Annotated in this window: 16 protein-coding genes and 1 pseudogene; 15 read left to right on the top strand and 2 right to left on the bottom strand. The window is 71.4% G+C overall.

Annotation, left to right across the window (positions count from 1 at the left end):
- From R2N01_RS08625 to R2N01_RS08590, 8 genes and pseudogenes are all read left to right on the top strand, one after another.
- Positions 1 to 274: pseudogene (locus R2N01_RS08625) on the top strand (ATP-dependent DNA helicase PcrA); the annotation flags it as partial.
- An 81-nt stretch (positions 275 to 355) separates the two neighbouring features.
- Positions 356 to 1,636 (top strand): DUF6350 family protein, encoded by a 1,281-nt coding sequence (locus tag R2N01_RS08620; RefSeq protein ID WP_316670328.1) that lies wholly within the window; start codon positions 356 to 358, stop codon positions 1,634 to 1,636.
- Positions 1,637 to 1,646: 10 nt separating this feature from the next.
- Entirely contained in the window at positions 1,647 to 2,264 is a 618-nt protein-coding gene (gene purN, locus R2N01_RS08615; RefSeq protein WP_316670327.1) for a phosphoribosylglycinamide formyltransferase, read from the top strand.
- On the top strand, positions 2,261 to 3,817 hold the full coding sequence (gene purH, locus R2N01_RS08610; protein ID WP_316670325.1) for a bifunctional phosphoribosylaminoimidazolecarboxamide formyltransferase/IMP cyclohydrolase: 1,557 nt from the start codon (positions 2,261 to 2,263) through the stop codon (positions 3,815 to 3,817). The genes purN and purH overlap by 4 nt, the downstream gene beginning before the upstream one ends.
- Before the next feature lie 20 nt (positions 3,818 to 3,837).
- Positions 3,838 to 4,704 carry a bifunctional methylenetetrahydrofolate dehydrogenase/methenyltetrahydrofolate cyclohydrolase gene (locus tag R2N01_RS08605; RefSeq protein ID WP_316670323.1) on the top strand — a complete coding sequence of 289 codons (867 nt, stop codon included), beginning with the start codon at positions 3,838 to 3,840 and terminating at the stop codon, positions 4,702 to 4,704.
- Positions 4,701 to 5,057 carry a DUF3017 domain-containing protein gene (locus R2N01_RS08600; protein ID WP_316670321.1) on the top strand — a complete coding sequence of 119 codons (357 nt, stop codon included), beginning with the start codon at positions 4,701 to 4,703 and terminating at the stop codon, positions 5,055 to 5,057. The genes R2N01_RS08605 and R2N01_RS08600 overlap by 4 nt, the downstream gene beginning before the upstream one ends.
- Positions 5,058 to 5,378: 321 nt before the next feature.
- A complete protein-coding gene (locus R2N01_RS08595; protein ID WP_316670319.1) occupies positions 5,379 to 6,242 on the top strand; it encodes an LPXTG cell wall anchor domain-containing protein in 864 nt (287 codons plus the stop codon).
- A 15-nt stretch (positions 6,243 to 6,257) separates the two neighbouring features.
- Positions 6,258 to 7,187 (top strand): LCP family protein, encoded by a 930-nt coding sequence (locus tag R2N01_RS08590; RefSeq protein WP_316670317.1) that lies wholly within the window; start codon positions 6,258 to 6,260, stop codon positions 7,185 to 7,187.
- Between the two features lie 112 nt (positions 7,188 to 7,299).
- On the opposite strand, the gene R2N01_RS08585 is transcribed toward R2N01_RS08590, so the two are convergent.
- Complete coding sequence (locus R2N01_RS08585) at positions 7,300 to 8,286, bottom strand: malate dehydrogenase (protein ID WP_316670314.1); 987 nt, start codon at positions 8,284 to 8,286, stop codon at positions 7,300 to 7,302.
- Between the two features lie 239 nt (positions 8,287 to 8,525).
- Between R2N01_RS08585 and R2N01_RS08580 the strand changes: the two genes are divergently transcribed.
- The 6 genes from R2N01_RS08580 (at position 8,526) to R2N01_RS08555 (ending at position 14,959) form a co-directional block, all read left to right on the top strand.
- Positions 8,526 to 9,743, top strand: coding sequence for an NADP-dependent isocitrate dehydrogenase (locus R2N01_RS08580; protein WP_316670312.1), 1,218 nt, complete (start codon positions 8,526 to 8,528; stop codon positions 9,741 to 9,743).
- A gap of 210 nt (positions 9,744 to 9,953) precedes the next feature.
- Entirely contained in the window at positions 9,954 to 11,438 is a 1,485-nt protein-coding gene (locus R2N01_RS08575) for a hemolysin family protein (RefSeq protein WP_316670310.1), read from the top strand.
- Positions 11,435 to 12,730: a phosphotransferase gene (locus R2N01_RS08570; protein ID WP_316670309.1), complete on the top strand. Its 1,296-nt coding sequence runs from the start codon at positions 11,435 to 11,437 to the stop codon at positions 12,728 to 12,730. Before R2N01_RS08575 ends, R2N01_RS08570 begins: the two co-directional genes overlap by 4 nt.
- Before the next feature lie 275 nt (positions 12,731 to 13,005).
- Positions 13,006 to 13,398, top strand: a complete 393-nt coding sequence (locus R2N01_RS08565) for a GntR family transcriptional regulator (RefSeq protein WP_316670308.1) — start codon at positions 13,006 to 13,008, stop codon at positions 13,396 to 13,398.
- The gene (locus tag R2N01_RS08560; RefSeq protein ID WP_316670307.1) at positions 13,395 to 14,144 is read left to right on the top strand and encodes an ABC transporter ATP-binding protein; all 750 of its coding nucleotides are present in this window, start codon (positions 13,395 to 13,397) and stop codon (positions 14,142 to 14,144) included. Before R2N01_RS08565 ends, R2N01_RS08560 begins: the two co-directional genes overlap by 4 nt.
- Complete coding sequence (locus R2N01_RS08555; protein ID WP_316670306.1) at positions 14,144 to 14,959, top strand: hypothetical protein; 816 nt, start codon at positions 14,144 to 14,146, stop codon at positions 14,957 to 14,959. Before R2N01_RS08560 ends, R2N01_RS08555 begins: the two co-directional genes overlap by 1 nt.
- A 71-nt stretch (positions 14,960 to 15,030) precedes the next feature.
- Here the strand turns inward: R2N01_RS08555 and putP are convergent, their stop codons facing one another.
- Complete coding sequence (gene putP, locus R2N01_RS08550; protein WP_316670305.1) at positions 15,031 to 16,506, bottom strand: sodium/proline symporter PutP; 1,476 nt, start codon at positions 16,504 to 16,506, stop codon at positions 15,031 to 15,033.
- A gap of 166 nt (positions 16,507 to 16,672) precedes the next feature.
- On the opposite strand from putP, the gene R2N01_RS08545 reads away from it, so the two are divergent.
- Positions 16,673 to 17,086, top strand: a 414-nt coding sequence (locus R2N01_RS08545) for a ribonuclease H (protein WP_316670304.1), incomplete at its 3' end; no start/stop codon positions are given.

Genomic DNA, 17,086 nt, shown 5'->3' with positions numbered 1-17,086 from the left:
CGCCTCCCGGCGCGCCGCCGGCCAGCCCGGTCGGGACGGCTCCGCGCCGGCGTTCGGCTCGGGCAGGGGCCGCATGCCCGGCACCGCCGGGGCCGGATCGGCGCCCCGGGCGGTCTCGCTCGAGGTCGGCGACCGCGTGCTGCACTCCGGCTTCGGCCTGGGCGAGGTCGTCGCGACCAGCGGCAGCGGCGATGCCGCCAGGGCCGACGTCGATTTCGGCTCGGGCGGCATCAAGCGACTGGCGCTGAAGTTCGCCCCCCTCGAGAAGCTCTGAGACCGGGCCACCGCCCCCCGCCGCCGCGCACCGACCGGCCCGGCCGGGTCCGGTATTGTCGGGCCGGTCGATGGAGGTGCGATGTCTTCTGCCAATGATCCCGGTGGGGAGCCCGCGGGTACGCGCAGGGGCGGTCTGCGCGCCCTCCTCGCGGGCCTGTCCTGGCGCAGCGCCGTCATCTTCGCGGCGATCGGCGTGGCCTTCGCGAGCTGGGCGCCCGTCATGGTCGTCTGCTGCCTGGTGTGGGTGTCCCGGCCCGAGATCGGTTTCGGCGCCGTACTCGTCGTCTCGGGGCGCATCTGGCTGCTTGCCAACGGCGTGCCCGCCAGTACCGGCGGCGGCGCGATCGGGCTCGTCCCGCTCGGCCTCACCGCGCTGATCGTCCTCATGGTCGTCAAGTCGTCGGGCAACATCGCCCGGCGCGCCGCCGACGAGCTCATCGAGGGGCCGGCCCGGGCGCGCCAGCAGTCCGACCTGCGGGCCCTGTCCTGCCGCCTGGCCCTGTGGTTCGGGGGCTCCTATGCGGTCGTTCTCATCGCCGCGACGGTCCTGGTGGGCCAGCCCGTTGGCGCCGGGCGCGCCCTGGTCTGCGGGCTCCTCATCGGCGGCGGTTGCTCCCTGCCGGCGGCCGGCCGTGCGCTCGGCTGGGCGCCCATGGGCCTCAGCCAGGGCGGCTGGTCGACCGGGATCCTTGCAGGGGCCGCTGCCGCCGCCGCTGGCGTCATCCTGCTCGGGTGCGCGCGCCTGGCCGTCGTCCTGGTCGCCAACCGCTCGACCGTCACCGGCGTGCACGAGTCGCTCGGCGCCGGAGGGCCGGGCTCCGTGGCCCTCTCGCTCGCCCAGATGCTGTGGGTGCCGTCGGTGGTGGTCTGGGCCGCTTCCTGGGTGCTCGGCGCCGGCTTCCTCCTGGGGCGGGACGCCCTGGTGGCCCCTGTCGGCTCGTCCGCCGGCGACCTGCCGGCCATCCCCCTCCTCGCTGCCGTGTCGACCGGTGACACCGGACCGGCGCTGGTGGCCGTCTGGCTCCTGGCGGCGGCCTGCGCCGGGGCGCTGGGCGCCCACGTCTGCGTGCGGGCCCGCTGCGACGAGGCGCATCGGGCCCTGCCCCGGCGCGCCCTCGACCCCGCCGAGGGCGCCCTGTCCGGTCTGGTGGTCGGCGTCATCGCCGCCCTGCTCCTGTTCTGCCTGGCCCTGTTCTCCCGTGGCGCGCTCGGCACGCAGCGTCTCGCCGAGATGGGTCCCGTCCTGACCCGTCTTGCCGTGCTGGCCCCCACCGTGCTGGGGGCCGGCGGCATGGTCGGCGGTTTCTGCACAGCCCTGCGATGTGGTCGCGGGGCGACTGGGGAGGCCCCCGCGGGCTAGACTGACGGCCGTGGGTTATCGCGTGGTCGTTCTCGTCTCCGGCTCCGGCACGCTCCTGCAGGCTCTTCTCGACGCCCAGGCCGAGGGCCGTCTCGACGCCCGGCTCGTGGCCGTGGGCTCGGAGACCGGCAGCTGTGCCGGTGTCGCGCGTGCCCGCCGGGCGGGCGTGCCCACCTTCGTGGTGCCCATGCCCAGGCTGCTGCCCCGCGGCTCGGCGGAGCGCGAGGCCTGGGACCGGGAGTTCGCCGATGCGGTGGCCCGTCACGAGCCCGATCTCATCGTCCTGGCCGGCTTCATGAAGCTCCTCGGCGCCCCCTTCACGGACCGCTTCGGCGACCGCATCATCAACTCCCACCCGGCCCTGCTGCCCGCCTTCCCCGGCGCCCACGCCGTTCGCGACGCGCTCGAGGCGGGTGCGACGAGCACCGGGTGCTCCATCTTCTGGGTCGACGAGGGCGTCGACACCGGCCGGTTGATCGCCCAGGTCCCCGTCGAGATCCTCCCCGGCGACGACGAGACGACATTGCACGAGCGCATCAAGGTGTCCGAGCGCACCTTGTTGGTCAGGACCGTCAACGAGCTGGCGGCGCGGCACCGGCAGTCCGGAGCGAGAAAGGTCAGGCGATGAGCGAGGACACCACCCGTGATCCGATCCGGCGCGCCCTGGTCAGCGTCTACGACAAGACCGGCCTCGTCGAGCTCGGCAGGGCCCTGGCGGCGGCCGGCGTCGAGATCGTCTCGACCGGCTCCACCGCCGCGAAGCTCTCCGGGGCGGGGATCGACGTGACCCCGGTCGAGGAGCTCACCGGCTTCCCCGAGTGCCTGGATGGCCGTGTCAAGACATTGCACCCGGTGGTGCATGCCGGCATCCTCGCCGATCGCCGCCTCGGGTCGCACCGGGCCCAGCTCGGCGAGCTCGGCATCGAGCCCTTCGACCTGGTCGTGTCGAACCTCTACCCGTTCACCCGGACCGTCGCCTCGGGCGCCGACTTCGACGCCTGCATCGAGCAGATCGACATCGGCGGCCCCTCGATGGTCCGCGCCGCCGCCAAGAACCATCCGTCGGTGGCCATCATCACCGACCCCGGCCAGTACGACGAGCTCACCGCGGCGCTCGCCGACGGCGGTTTCACGCTCGCGCAGCGCCGCGCCCTGGCCGCGCGGGCCTTCGCCCACACCGCCTCCTACGACGCGGCCGTGGCCACCTGGATGTCCGAGCGGACCACCGAGGAGGGCATGCCCGGCTTCACCGGCTTCGCGGCCACCAAGGTCCGCGACCTGCGCTACGGCGAGAACTCCCACCAGGGCGCCGCCGTCTACTCGATCGCCGGTGCCGCTGCCGGCCTGGTCGGCGCCGAGCTGCTCGGTGGCAAGGCCATGAGCTACAACAACTACACCGACACCGACGCCGCCCGCCGCGCCGCCTACGACTTCGACGAACCGGCCGTCGCGATCATCAAGCACGCCAACCCGTGCGGCATCGCCGTCGGCGCCGACATCGCCGAGGCCCACCGCAAGGCCCACGCCTGCGACCCGGTGTCGGCCTACGGCGGCGTCATCGCCGCCAACCGGCCCGTCGGCCTCGAAATGGCCCGGACGGTGAAGGAGATCTTCACCGAGGTCATCGTCGCCCCCGACTACGAGCCCGCCGCCCTGGAACTGCTCCGGACCAAGAGGAACCTGCGCATCCTGAAGGCCGAGGACTTCGCCTTCGCGCCGTACATGTGGCGCGAGGTCTCCGGCGGCGTCCTCGTCAGCGGGCCCGACCGCCTCGACGCGCCCGGCGATGAGACGGCGAACTGGCGGCTCGTGGCCGGCGAGCAGGCCGACGAGGACACCCTCGCCGACCTGCTCTTCGCCTGGAGGGCCTGCCGCTCGGTCAAGTCCAACGCCGTCCTGCTCGCCCATGACGGCGCCTCCGTGGGCGTCGGCATGGGCCAGGTCAACCGCGTCGACTCCTGCCGTCTGGCCGTCCAGCGCGCCGGCGAACGCGCCAGGGGCTCCGTGGCCGCCTCGGACGCCTTCTTCCCGTTCAGCGACGGCCCGCAGATCCTGCTCGACGCCGGCGTGCGCGCCATCGTCCAGCCCGGCGGCTCGATCCGCGACGACCAGACCGTCGACGCCGCCCGGCGGGCCGGGGCCACGATGTACCTCACCGGCAACCGACACTTCTTCCACTGACGAGAGAAGGTGCACGTCGCATGACAACAGCAATTCGAATGGACGGCGAGGCCGTCGCCGCCCAGATCAAGGCCGAGCTCAGGACCCGCGTCCACGCGCTGCGCGAGCAGGGCGCGACGGTCGGCCTGGGCACCGTCCTGGTCGGGGACGACCCGGCCAGCCAGGTCTACGTCAACGGCAAGCACCGTGACTGCGAGGAGGTGGGCATCGAGTCGTTCAGGGTCGATCTGGCGGCCGATGCCACGCCCGAGCAGGTCGAGCGCTCCATCCGGGTGCTCAACGACTCGGCCATGTGCACCGGGTACATCGTGCAGCTGCCGCTGCCGGCGCACATCGACCCCAACTGGGTGCTGGAGCTCATCGACCCCGACAAGGACGCCGACGGCCTGACCGCGGACAGCCTCGGCAAGCTCGTCCTGGGCCAGCCCGGACCGCAGCCGTGCACGCCGCGCGGCATCGTCGAGCTGCTTCGCCGCTACGGGATCCCGCTCGACGGCGCCCAGGTGTGCGTCGTCGGGCGGGGCACCACGGTGGGCCGCCCGCTCAGCCTGCTGCTGAGCTCCCGGGAGAACAACGCGACGGTCACCCTGTGCCACACCGGCACGAGGGACCTGACGGAGCAGACCCGCCGGGCCGACATCGTCGTGGGCGCCGCCGGGCGTCCCGGCCTCATCACCGGCGGGATGCTCAAGCCCGGCGCCGTCGTCATCGACGTGGGCGTTACCCGGGTCGACGGCAAGCCGGTCGGCGATTTCACACCGGACGTGTGGGACGTCGCCGGCCATGTCACGCCCAACCCCGGCGGCGTCGGCCCGATGACGCGGGCCATGCTCCTGGCCAATGTGGTCGATCGCGCCGAGAAGCTGGCCGGCCCACGCTCATCATGAGCGCCGCCCGGTCCAGGCGCGGGCCCTCCCCCCTGGCCACCGACCTGCCCCCCGTCGAGAAGATCGAGCCGCTCGGCGACGACCCGGCGGTGGGGGAGCGCCGCCTCCAGCTGCCCGCCGGCGCCGTGCTGCTCCTGTTCGTCGTCGGCATGGCCGTCGCCGCCTCGGGGCACTGGCGCCGCGGCGCCTTCGTCATGGGGGCCGCGGCCCTCGCCGGGGGAATCGCCCGTTGGGCGCTGCCCACGCGGTGGGCCGGAATGCTCGCCGTGCGCAAGCGCTGGTTCGACGTGGGGCTCATGCTCGGCACCGGTGCCATCGTCTGGCTCGTGGCACTCGTCGTGCCTCCCCAGTGACCTTCCGGCCTCCCTGCGGGGCGCCTGCGACCGCGGTCGGCGCCGCGGGCCCGGGAGGACGCCCGGGTGGGCGCCTCCAGCCGGCCGCGCAAGGCCTGGCGAGGGGCCTGCCTGAGAATTCTTCTTCTCTCCTGAGATGATCTATTTTTAAATTGTTTTTCGGCTCATCGACTCGACAAGCGGTTTCTCCCGGATGGGTGTCGATTCAACTATGTTCACCCTTCGAGATTCTTGAGAGGATTCCATGAATTGTCATACGGTGGGGGTACTTCCGGGGTGCGCCAGGGTGGTGCGCCCAGAACCACTAGGAGAACCCTGACCATGTCGATTCTGAAGAAGACCGCAGCCGGTCTCTCAACTACCGTCCTCGTGGGCGCGGGCATCGTTCTGGGCGCGGGCAGCGCCATGGCGGATCCCGCTGATGCGCTGACCCTCAACCAGCCCTCCGCGCACGACATCAGCGCCGACGCGTACTGCGACGCCGGGTGGGGCGGTACGATCGTCGTCTCCTACGGCGGCGTGGCGCAGGGCTCCGTCGCCGTTCCCAGCCACGGGGGCGTTCCTGCCGTCGACACGATCGACATCGGCTATGTCGGTACCGGCCGGGTCACCGCGGATCTGTACTGCAACACCTACGAAGCCGACGGCACCACCGCCTCCGCCACCGCCACGGTGAATCAGGAGGGCGTTCTCGACATCACCCCCAGCTCCTGGAGCTCGGGTGACACCGTCACCATCACCGGCTCGGGATTCGGCCCCGGCACCGAGGTCGCCGTCAACCTGTACAAGGCCGATTCCGACTACAACCGCGCCTCCGATGAGGTCCTGCACAGCTGGACCGTGACGGCCGACGGCAGCGGGGCCATCACGCTGTCGGTCGTCCTGCCGTACGACGAGAGCGGCAACTTCCGTCTCGAGGCCGCCGGCGTCGACGCCGACGGCGCATCCGTGACGGCCAGCGTCGGCTACTACTGGAATGCCCCCGAGAGCGCCGGCAGCCCCCAGGACGCCGCCCCTGCTGATCCGGCCGTGACCCAGTCCCAGCCCGAGAACACCACCACCAAGACCACTCGTCCCCAGTCCCTGCCGAAGACCGGCTCCGGCACCGCCGACCTGGCGGGCCTCGGCCTGGCCGGTGGTGCGGTGGCCGCGGCCGGTGCCGCGGCCCTGCGTCGCAGGCACTGACATCGCGCATCATCGATGACGGCACCCGGTGATCTCGTCCGACGTCACCGGGTGCTGTCGCGTCTTGTCGGCCTCGTCGCCCTGCTCGCGCTGGTGACCGCCGTCGCCCTGGGCGTGTACGACGGGCGCTTCGCCGATGCCGTCCTGCGCATGCCCACCGGCGAGGGCCCGACCACCTGGCTGATCCTGGGGCTGGACGACCGCACGCAGCAGGCTGAGGGAACCGACATCGGCGACCAGGACGGCAGCCGCGATGCGGCGGCCAATGCCGATGTCATCCTCGTCGCGACGCGCAGCGACGGCCAGTGGCATCTGACGAGCGTGCGGCGCGATGTGCGCTACCCGATCGGCTCGGGCCTGTCGGGACGGCTCGGGCTGGCCTGGCGCGACGACCCGCAGGTCCTCGTCGATCAGACCTGTCTGACCCTCAACATCCCCGCCGACCACGTGGTGGCGGTCAACCTGCGGGCCTTCGTCGAACTCGTGGACGCCCTCGGGGGCATCGACATCAGCGTTCGGCACGACATGCGCGACGAGCGGGCCGCCCTCGACATCACCGCCGGCCCCCATCACGTCGACGGCCGGACGGCCCTGGCCTATGTGCGCAGCCGGCAGGGCCGGGTGCTCATCGACGGCGCCTGGGTGGACGACCCGGAGGGGCAGAACGGTCGGGCTCGCCGGGCCGGCGAGGTCTTCGGGGCCGTCGCGGCGAGGCTCAGGTCCCGTCCGGGCGACTGGCCCGGCATCGGGTGGCGGATCGCGCCCGACATCCGGCTCGACACGAGGACCCGCCTGTGGCAGATGGCGGTTCTCGTCGGCGCGGCCGACGCCGGCGTACGGGAGCTCCCCCTCACCGAGAGCCCCGACGGCTTCTACTCCGAGGTCGACCAGGAGACCCGCTCGTACACTGCGGGCATCGGGTACACGCAGACCTGTCGTCTGTGATGCCCGGCGCCCGCGGGCACCGCGCTTCGCCGTGCGGCGTGCCCGCGATGCTGATCGGCGGGCCGCCCCGCCGATCAGGCGATGGCGACTCGGCCGATCAGATCCATCGGATTCAGATGAGGCCGAGCTCGCGCACGGCGCCCTGCTCGGTCTGCAGCTCGGCGACGGTCTCGGCGATCTTCTTCCTGCCGAAGTCGTTGATCTCCAGACCCTGGACGATCTCGTACTTGCCGTCCTTGATGGTGACGGGGAACGAGGAGATGAGGCCCTCGGGAACGCCGTAGGAGCCATCGGAGACGACCGACATGGAGACCCAGTCGCCCTCGGGGGTGCCGAGCACCCAGTCATGCATGGCCTCGACGGTCGCATTGGCCGCGGAGGCCGCCGAAGAGGCGCCGCGGGCCTTGATCACGGCGCCACCGCGCTTGGCGACGGTGGGGATGTACTCGTTCTCGTACCAGTCCTGGTCATCGACCAGGTCGAAGGCGCGCTTGCCGCCGACCTTGGCGTTGAACAGATCCGGGTACTGGGTGTTGGAGTGGTTGCCCCAGATGGTCATGTTGGTGACCTCGCCGACGTTGACGCCGAGCTTCTTGGCGAGCTGCGTCTTGGCCCGGTTGTGGTCGAGGCGGGTCAGGGCGCTGAAGCGCTCGTTCGGGATGTCGGGCGCGTTGTCCATGGCGATCAGCGCATTGGTATTGGCCGGGTTGCCGGTGACGAGCACCTTCACATCCGAGGCGGCGGCCATGTTGAGGGCGGCGCCCTGGGCGGTGAAGATCTTGCCGTTGGCGCTCAGCAGGTCGCTGCGGTCCATGCCCTCCTTGCGGGGCATGGCGCCGACGAGCATGGCCAGGTCGACGCCGTCGAAGACCTTCTCGGGATCGTCGCCGATCTCGACGCCCGCGAGATTCGGGAACGCGCAGTCGTCCAGCTCCATGACGACGCCCTCAAGACGGGGCAGGGCCGGGGTGATCTCGAGCAGGCGCAGCTCGACCGGCGTGTCCCCGAGAAGTGAACCGGAGGCGATGCGGAACAACAGGCTGTAGCAGATCTGGCCGGCGGCACCGGTGACTGCCACCTTGACGGGTGTAGTGCTCAAGAGCTTCTCCTCATCCATTGAGTGGGTTGCTGCCGACACTACCGCCCCGGCCCGCCCTCCCGACGGCCGGGGCGCCCATTCGGGAGAACGTGCGGAGCCGGTGGGGCGGCGTTCGGGCGGTGGTGCGGCCGACGTCTTCCGCGGTCCGTTCCCGGCCCAGTGGGTGGGCCGGTCGGGGACGCGCCCGGTCAGTCGGATATCTTGACGCCGAGGGATCACTCGAGGCGGAGGGAGCGCCGATGGGCGGCAGGATCAGGGTCGCGGGCACTGTCGTGGAGCTCGACGGCGACGAGATGACCCGGGTCATCTGGCAGTTCATCAAGGATCGTCTGATCCTGCCGTACCTGGACGTCGACCTCGAGTACTACGACCTCGGCATCACCAGCCGCGACGCCACCGACGACCAGGTCACCGTCGACGCCGCCAATGCGATCAGGAGGCACGGCGTCGGCGTCAAGTGCGCCACCATCACCCCCGACGAGGCCCGTGTCGCCGAGTTCGGCCTGAAGAGGATGTGGCGCTCGCCCAACGGCACGATCCGCAACATCCTGGGCGGCACGATCTTCCGCGAGCCCATCGTCGTCTCGAACATCCCGCGCCTGGTGCCCGGCTGGACCAGGCCGATCGTCGTCGCCCGGCACGCCTTCGGCGACCAGTACAGGGCCACCGACTTCCGCGTGCCCGGCCCGGGAAGGCTCACCGTCACCTTCACCCCCGAGGACGGCGCCGAGCCGATCGAGCACGTCGTCTACGACTACCCGGGCCCGGGCGTCGCCCAGGTGCAGTACAACCTGGACGAGTCCATCGAGGGCTTCGCCCGCGCCTGCTTCATCTACGGCCTGCAGCGCGGCTACCCGGTGTACCTGTCGACCAAGAACACGATCCTGAAGGCCTACGACGGCCGTTTCAAGGACATCTTCGCCCGCGTCTTCGACGAGGAGTACAGGGACCGGTTCGCCGCCGCCGGCCTGGGCTACGAGCACCGCCTCATCGACGACATGGTCGCCAGCTCCCTCAAGTGGGAGGGCGGCTACGTGTGGGCCTGCAAGAACTACGACGGCGACGTCCAGTCCGACACCGTCGCCCAGGGCTTCGGCTCGCTCGGCCTCATGACCTCCGTCCTCATGACCCCCGACGGCCGCACCGTCGAGGCCGAGGCCGCCCACGGCACCGTCACCCGGCACTTCCGCGCCCACCAGCGCGGCGAGGCCACCAGCACCAATCCGATCGCCTCGATCTTCGCGTGGACCGGCGGGTTGAGGCATCGGGGCGAGCTCGACGGGACCCCCGAGGTCACCGGCTTCGCCAGGACCCTCGAGCGGGTCTGCGTCGAGACCGTCGAGTCCGGCCGGATGACCAGGGATCTGGCACTCCTCGTCGGACCCGACCAGCCGTACCTGACCACCGAGCAGTTCCTGGCCGCCCTGGACGAGAACCTCACCAGGGCACGGGCCTGAGCCGCCTGCGGGCGCCGGGCCGGTGATCGGAGCCGGCGGCCTCGGGCGGGGAGCCGGGGCCCGTGGCCCGGTCCGGCCGGTTCCGGCCGGCCGGATATCCTGAACGCGTGAGTCACCTGTGCGCCCGAAGCGCCTCCGCCGAGGCCGACCCCGACATGGAGGGCCATAGTCCGACCCGCCGCGGCGCCCTGCCGACGAGGGGATGCTGACATGCCGCTGTGGGCGTCCCTCGGGCTCATCCTCCTGCTGTTCTTCGTCGGCGGTGTCTTCTCGGCGGCCGAGATGGCCCTCGTCTCGCTGCGCGAGAGCCAGATCGTCTCGCTGGCCAGACGCGGCAGCAGGGGCAGGGCCATCGAGCAGCTGACGAGCAACCCCAACCGCTTCCTGTCCGCCGTCCAGATCGGCGTGACGCTGGCGGGCTTCCTGTCATCGGCATTCGGCTCGGACTCCCTGGCGGGGGAGTGGGTGGCCCCGCTGTTCGCGCGCTGGGGTCTCGGCGAGTCCCTGGCCAAGGCGCTGGCCGTCATCGTCGTCACCGCGCTCATCTCGTTCGGCTCGATCGTCATCAGCGAGCTGTTCAGCAAGCGCCTGGCCCTGCAGCGGCCCGAGGCGATCGCCCTGGCCCTGGCCCCCACCATCAACTCGGTCGCGCGCTTCTTCCGTCCGCTCATCTGGGCGCTCGGCTTCTGCACCGATCTGCTCGTGCGTCTGGTCGGCATGGACCCCCGGGCGAGCAAGGAGGCGGTCAGCGACGACGAGCTGCGCACGATGGTCACCAATGCGGACTCACTGGGAGCCGACCAGAAGCACATCGTCGACGAGGTCTTCAGCGCCGGTGAGCACTCGATGCGCGAGGTCATGGTGCCCCGCACCGAGGTGGAGTTCCTGCCCGGCGACATGACCGTCGAGCAGGCCGTCGCCCAGGTCCAGAACTCCCCGCACAGCCGGTACCCGGTCATCGACGACTCGCCCGACAGGGTGCTCGGCTTCCTGCACGTGCGCGATCTGATGGGCCCGGCCGCGAACGCCGGCGGCACCAGGCTGCGCCGCATCGTCCGTCCCGTGCTGCGCCTGCCCGAGACGGTGCGCGTGCCGCGGGCCCTGTCCGACATGCGCCGTGACCACTCCCACCTGGCCGTCGTCCTGGACGAGTACAGCGGCACCGCCGGCATCGTCACGCTCGAGGATCTCGTCGAGGAGCTCATCGGCGACATCACCGACGAGTACGACGTCATCGACCCCGAGACCCGCCGCCATCGCCTGCAGCGCGACATCGACGGCATGACCACCCTCGAGGACTTCGCCGGCGTCACCGGGCACCTGCTGCCCGAGGGCCCCTACGACACCCTGGCCGGTTACTTCATGGCCCGGTTCGGCGCCATTCCGCGGGTCGGCGAGTCGATCACCGTCCGGCTGGTCCCCGCCGACGGCGATGCGGACGGGGAGGCGGACGGCGACGCGTCGGACGACCCCTTCCGGATGCGCGTCACCCAGATGGACGGGCGCCGCATCGCCTGGCTCAGCGTCCAGGCCCTCGAGACCGGAACCGAGCAGGGCGGGGATCTGGCCGGCGAGTCGGCCGGTCGGCCCGCAGGCTCCAATGCGGCTGCCATGGCCGCCGACGCCCAGGCTCGCGCGCAGCTGGCCGCCGGTCTGCAGCACGCCGACGACCAGGCCCCGGGCGTGCTGCCGTGATCCTCGACAGGCTCGGCCCCGGCGCTGCGCGCGAGTCCTCGAGACGCGCTGCGCGCGAGCCCTCGAGACGCGCTGCGCGCGAGGACGCCCGCATCTTCGCCGAGCTGACCGGGCCGGGCGCAATCGAGCTCGTCTCGACGGTTCTGGCCGCGCAGGGCCACGAGATGACCGGCGCCAGGCTGGACCACGTCGACCATGAGCCCGGCAGGGCCCTCACCGTCACCTACCGGGCCCGGACGGCCGGCGACGGCGGGCGCGCCGAACTCGTCGGCATCACCGCCCGCCCCGAGGGCCCCGGCGCCGAGGACGCCGGCGCCCGGATCTTCGAGCGCAACGGCCGCCGGGTCGCCACCTGGATCTACCCCGACGATCCCGATCTGCCGGGCCTGCCGCGCATCACCCGGGCCGGTCCCGCCGCCGGTGTGCTCGCCCGCCGCGGGCTGATCGCCGGCGTCCCCGACCCGGCGCGGCTGACCATCCGCGTCGTCAGCTACCGGCCCAGGCGCCGCGCCGTCATTCGCGTCGACGTCCTCGGCGGGGCGAGCTTCTACGTCAAGGTGCAGGGTCCGGGGCAGCTGGCCCGGACCGTCGAGTGCCTGGAGATCCTGACCAGCGCCGGACTGCCCGTACCGCGCATCATGGGTGTCACCTCGGACCATCTGCTCATCACCGAGGCCCTGCCCGGACTGCCGATGGCCCGCCTGCTCTTCGAACCCGCACCGCAGGTGACGGGCGAGCAGATCGTCGGCCTGCTCGACGCCCTGCCCGGCGGGCTGGTCGCCATGCCGCGCCGGGCCGCCTGGGCCGATGCCGTCATGCACTACGCCGGTGTCGTCGCCACCCAGCTGCCGGCCGAGGCCGAGCGCCTCGACGCCATGACCGCCATCATCCGGAGCGGCATCGCCGATCAGGAGCCGGGCGTCGAGCCGACGCACGGGGACTTCCACGAGGGGCAGATCCACCTGGCCGGCGGGCGCATCGTCGGCCTGCTCGACGTCGACGCCTGCGGCCCCGGCCACCGGGCGGACGACCTGGCCTGTCTCGTCGCGCACCTGTCGACCGTGCAACGCATGGACCCGGTGCAGACCGCCCGTGTGGGCGTGCTGCGCAGCGGCCTCATGGAGGTCTTCGATCATCGCGTCGATCCCGTCCAGCTGCGCCTGCGCGCCGCCGGTGTCGCCATCTCATTGGCCACCGGCCCCTATCGGGGCCAGGAGGTCGACTGGCAGGGCCAGACCCGCTACATCCTCGACGCGGCCGAGGGGCTCGTCCACGCGGCCGGCGCCATCTGACCGGTGGGACCGTGCAGGACCCTGTGGCGGGGCCCGCTGCTCCCTCCCCGCGGGGAGGGAGCAGCGGAGAGCCCGTCCCGCCGAGCGGTGGTGCGGGCGCCCCGGCCTTCCGCGCGGGGAGGGCCGCTGGCGGATCCGCTCGTCCAGGTGCTCCGATGCGTCGGTGCGGGTTTGCGCCAGCTGTCTAATTATATTACTGTATTAATACATCGGGGCGGGCGTGATGCCCGTCCTCGTGGGAGGCAGGGGCCAGCAGGAGGGAGGATCCCGTGCAGGTGGACGACACCCGACCGATCTGGGTCCAACTGGTCGAGGGATTCCGGCGCCGCATCGTCACCGGCCGGTGGCCGCCGGGATCACGCGTGCCCAGCGTGCGCGAACTCGCCCAGGAGGCCGGGGTCAATCCGAACACCGTGCAACGCGCCCTCGCCGAACTCGACCGCAGCGGGTTGACCGCGACGGAGCGCACCTCGGGGCGCTTCGTCGCCGCCGGCGACGGGGTGGTCGAGGCGATCCGCCGGGAGCTCGCCGCGGGGGCCGCCCGGGCCTACCGCGACGATGCGTCGGCTGTCGGCCTCGATCTCGACCAGGCCATCGAACTGCTCATCCAGTGCTGGTCCGGCGCCGCCGGACCCGAACCGATCACCAACGACCAGGAACTTCCATGAGGACTGACACACGACCCGGGCCACTGGCCATCCCACCGGCGCCGGACGGCTCGGCGCCCCTGATCCGCATCAGGACCCTGACCAAGGTCTACCGCCGTACCACCGCCCTGAACGGCCTCGACCTCGACCTGCCGGCGGGACGCATCATCGGCCTCATGGGCGCCAACGGCTGCGGCAAGACCACCCTCATCAAGATACTGGCCGGCCTGCTGGCCGACTGGACCGGTGAGGTCGCCATAGCCGGGCACGCACCCGGCCCGGCCACGAAGGCGATCGTCTCCTACCTCGGCGACGCGGACTTCCTCGACTCGGCCCTGCGCCCCGAACAGGCCATCGAGCTCTACGCCCGCTTCTTCGCCGACTTCGACGCCGACAGGGCCCGCGAGACGGTGCGCTTCTTCGGCCTGCCCGCCGATCGCCCGCTCAAGGAGATGTCCAAGGGCATGGGCCAGAAACTCCAGATAGCTCTCGTCATGAGCCGGCGCGCCCGCGTCTACCTGCTCGACGAACCCATCTCGGGCGTTGACCCCGCGGCCCGCGAGGTCATCCTGAGCGGCATCCTGCGCGACTTCGACCCGAATGCCCTCATGCTCGTCTCCACCCACCTCATCGCCGACGTCGAGCCGATCGTCGACTCGGTGGTCTCCATGAGCTCCGGCGGCATCCTGCTCGCCGGCGACGCCGATGACCTGCGCGAGAGCCACGGCATGAGCCTGGACGCCATCTTCCGCAAGGAGTACCGCTGATGTTCACCACACTCGTCGGCCAGGAATTCCGCTCCCATGGGCGCGGCTGTCTCGCCATCATCGGACTGGGAGTGCTCACCGGCCTCCTCTTCACCGGCCTGGGCATGCTCCCGGTGCCCATCCTCGGCGCGTTCAGCGCCCAGCTCGCAATGCTCGTGTTCGGCGCGCTGCCCGTCGTCGTCCTCGTCTACCTGGGCGTCGCCTACTGGCGGACGATGTACGGCCGGCGCGGCTACCTCACCTTCGCGCTGCCGGTGCGCGGCCGGACGATCTTCGCCGCCAAACTCGTCCACGGCTGCATCTGGGCGGGCATCTGCGCCGCCGTGGCCGTGCTCGGTCTCGTCTTCCGCGCCTGGATGATCACCGTGCCCGGTGGCGGCTCGCTCGGCGACCTCCTCGACCGGATCTCGGAGTACTCCCGGGCGATCGGGGCCAGGATGTTCTGGGGACTGATCGTCCTGTCCGTGGTCTCGGCGATCTGCACGATCGTGGAGTGTGCGGCCGTCCTGAGCATCGGCGCCCAGTCCAGGTGGAACCACCTCGGCTTCGGCGCCCCGGTCATCGGCTTCGTACTGCTCGAGGTCGTCAATCAGGTGCTGGCGGTGATCGCCATGTTCGTGATCCCCATCGGGGTCGACCTGTCCGACCAGCGCATCGTCGTCCAGAACGTGGCGGCGCCGCTCCTCGACGCCATCCGGGCCGATGCGGAACCGGGCGTCATCGGCATCGGCAGCGTGTTCGTCGGTCCGGTACTGGCCGTGCTGCTCGGCTGGTGGGCCGTGCGGGCCATCGAGCGCCACACCTCGCTGCGCTGACGGCCGGACGCACGAGGAGCGGGGCCGCCCCGCTCCTCGTGGATCGGACGGTCCTGCGCGCGGTGCGCGCCTCAGGCGCTGGCGCGCGACACCGCCCGGGTGAACTCCTCGTCGATCCCGGCGTTCGGCCTGTAGGTGATCAGCGAGACGACGACGGCGACGACCAGGTTCGCGCAGAAGCCGGGCAGCAGCTCGTACAGATCGAAGACGCCGCCGTGGACGTCGCCGAGGCGGTCCCAGACGAAGACGAGTACGGCGCCGGCGGTCATGCCGCAGGCGGCTCCGGCCTTCGTCAGCCTGCGCCACCACAGGGACAGCAGGGTGGTCGGGCCGAAGCCCGCGCCGAAGCCGGCCCAGGCGAAGGCCACCAGGCCGAGGATCGTGTCGCTGCGGCCGGTGGCGATGGCCATGGCGACGACGGCCACGGCGAGCACGCCGATGCGGCCGGCCCAGACGCCCCCGACCGGGGAGAGGGGCCTGCGCGTGGCCCCGCGGTAGAGATCCTCGACGAGGGCCGAGGAGGTCACGATCAACTGGCTGGAGATCGTCGACATGATGGCGGCCAGGATGGCGGCCAGCAGGAAGCCGGCGACGAGCGGATGGAAGAGCAACTGGGCCAGCGTGATGAAGACCGTCTCGGGATTGGCCAGCCGGGAGGCGTCGTGCTGGTAGACGGCCACGCCGACCAGGGCGGTGGCGACGGCCCCCAGATAGGACAGGACCATCCAGCCGATGCCGATGCGGCGGGCCTGCCCGGCCTCGGCGGGCGAGCTCAGCGCCATGAGGCGCACGAGGATGTGCGGCTGGCCGAAGTACCCCAGTCCCCAGGCCAGTGCGGATACGACGCCGATGATCGTCCCGCCGTGGACGAGCGAGGTCAGGTCGACGTCGACGCCGCGTATCGCGGTCAGCGTCCGGCCCGGGCCGCCGAGCCTGATGATGCCGATGATCGGCAGCACGACGAGGGCGAAGACCATCATGAGGCCCTGGACGACATCGGTCCACGAGACGGCCAGGAAGCCGCCGACGAGCGTGTAGAGCACCGTGACGCCGGCCACCAGCAGCATGCCCCACAGGTACGGCAGATGGAAGCTCGACTCGAAGAAGGTGCCGCCGGAGACCATGCCGGAGGAGATGTAGAAGGTGAAGTAGACCAGGATGATCAGGCCCGTGATGGTGCGCAGGATGCCGTGCTCGTCGTGGAGGCGGTTGCCGTAGAAGCTGGGGATCGTGATCGAGTTGCGCGCCGTCTCGGTGTAGCTGCGCAGCCGCGGGGCGACGATCCTCCAGTTGAGCCAGGCGCCGGCCGTCAGGCCGACGCCGATCCACGCCTCGATCAGGCCGGACGCGTAGACGGCGCCGGGCAGGCCCATGAGCAGCCAGCCGCTCGAGTCGGCGGCGCCGGCGCTGAGGGCCGAGACGAGGGGAGGCAGGCGGCGCCCGCCCAGCATGTAGTCGTCGAGGTCGACGGTCTGGTGGTTGCCCCAGAAACCGATGGCGACCATGGCCCCCAGGTAGACGACCATCGCCACGACCTGCCATGCCATGGTGCTCATCATGCGCAGCCCGTCCCTTCGCCGTGCCCTCAAGAAATCCCCTTGAGCAGAACTGAATCGCTGCTTAAGCCCAAGGCAGACTAGCGCACTCGGCGGCTGGGAGCCTCGGCGGTCTGCCCGCCGGCCCCCCGGACGCCACGGCGGGCACAATGGGGGCGTGATCATCGCTGCAGCAGACGGCTCCTCCCTGTCCAATCCCGGCCCGGCGGGCTGGGCCTGGTACGTCGACGACGGGCACTGGGCCAGCGGCGGCTGGCCGCGCGGCACCAACAACATGGGCGAGCTCATGGCCGTCCTCGAGCTGCTGCGCGCGACGGCCGTCGACGCCGACCAGCCGCTGCGGATCCTGTGCGACTCGCAGTACGTCATCAACTCGGTCACCACGTGGATGCCGGGCTGGAAGCGGAAGGGCTGGCGCAAGAGGGACGGCAAGCCCGTCCTCAACGTCGAGCTGCTCAAGGCCATCGACGAGGCCCTCGTCGGGCGCGACGTCGCCTTCGAGTGGGTCAGGGGCCACGCCGGCCACCGCATGAACGAGGCCGCCGACGCCCGCGCCAGGGCGGCGGCCACC

This window comes from uncultured Propionibacterium sp. (assembly GCF_963539965.1).
Taxonomy (GTDB): Bacteria; Actinomycetota; Actinomycetes; order Propionibacteriales; family Propionibacteriaceae; genus Propionibacterium.
Note: the sequence above shows the minus strand (reverse complement) of the source record. Positions and strands in the feature narration are given on the sequence as shown.

What these genes read in the sequence shown, in the direction of transcription:
- R2N01_RS08620 (WP_316670328.1), top strand. Translation starts at nt 356, where the DNA reads ATGTCTTCTGCCAATGATCCCGGTGGGGAGCCCGCGGGTACGCGCAGG.
- purH (WP_316670325.1), top strand. Translation starts at nt 2,261, where the DNA reads ATGAGCGAGGACACCACCCGTGATCCGATCCGGCGCGCCCTGGTCAGC.
- R2N01_RS08605 (WP_316670323.1), top strand. Translation starts at nt 3,838, where the DNA reads ATGACAACAGCAATTCGAATGGACGGCGAGGCCGTCGCCGCCCAGATC.
- R2N01_RS08600 (WP_316670321.1), top strand. Translation starts at nt 4,701, where the DNA reads ATGAGCGCCGCCCGGTCCAGGCGCGGGCCCTCCCCCCTGGCCACCGAC.
- R2N01_RS08595 (WP_316670319.1), top strand. Translation starts at nt 5,379, where the DNA reads ATGTCGATTCTGAAGAAGACCGCAGCCGGTCTCTCAACTACCGTCCTC.
- R2N01_RS08590 (WP_316670317.1), top strand. Translation starts at nt 6,258, where the DNA reads ATGACGGCACCCGGTGATCTCGTCCGACGTCACCGGGTGCTGTCGCGT.
- R2N01_RS08580 (WP_316670312.1), top strand. Translation starts at nt 8,526, where the DNA reads ATGGGCGGCAGGATCAGGGTCGCGGGCACTGTCGTGGAGCTCGACGGC.
- R2N01_RS08575 (WP_316670310.1), top strand. Translation starts at nt 9,954, where the DNA reads ATGCCGCTGTGGGCGTCCCTCGGGCTCATCCTCCTGCTGTTCTTCGTC.
- R2N01_RS08560 (WP_316670307.1), top strand. Translation starts at nt 13,395, where the DNA reads ATGAGGACTGACACACGACCCGGGCCACTGGCCATCCCACCGGCGCCG.
- R2N01_RS08555 (WP_316670306.1), top strand. Translation starts at nt 14,144, where the DNA reads ATGTTCACCACACTCGTCGGCCAGGAATTCCGCTCCCATGGGCGCGGC.
- putP (WP_316670305.1), bottom strand. Translation starts at nt 16,506, where the DNA reads ATGGCATGGCAGGTCGTGGCGATGGTCGTCTACCTGGGGGCCATGGTC.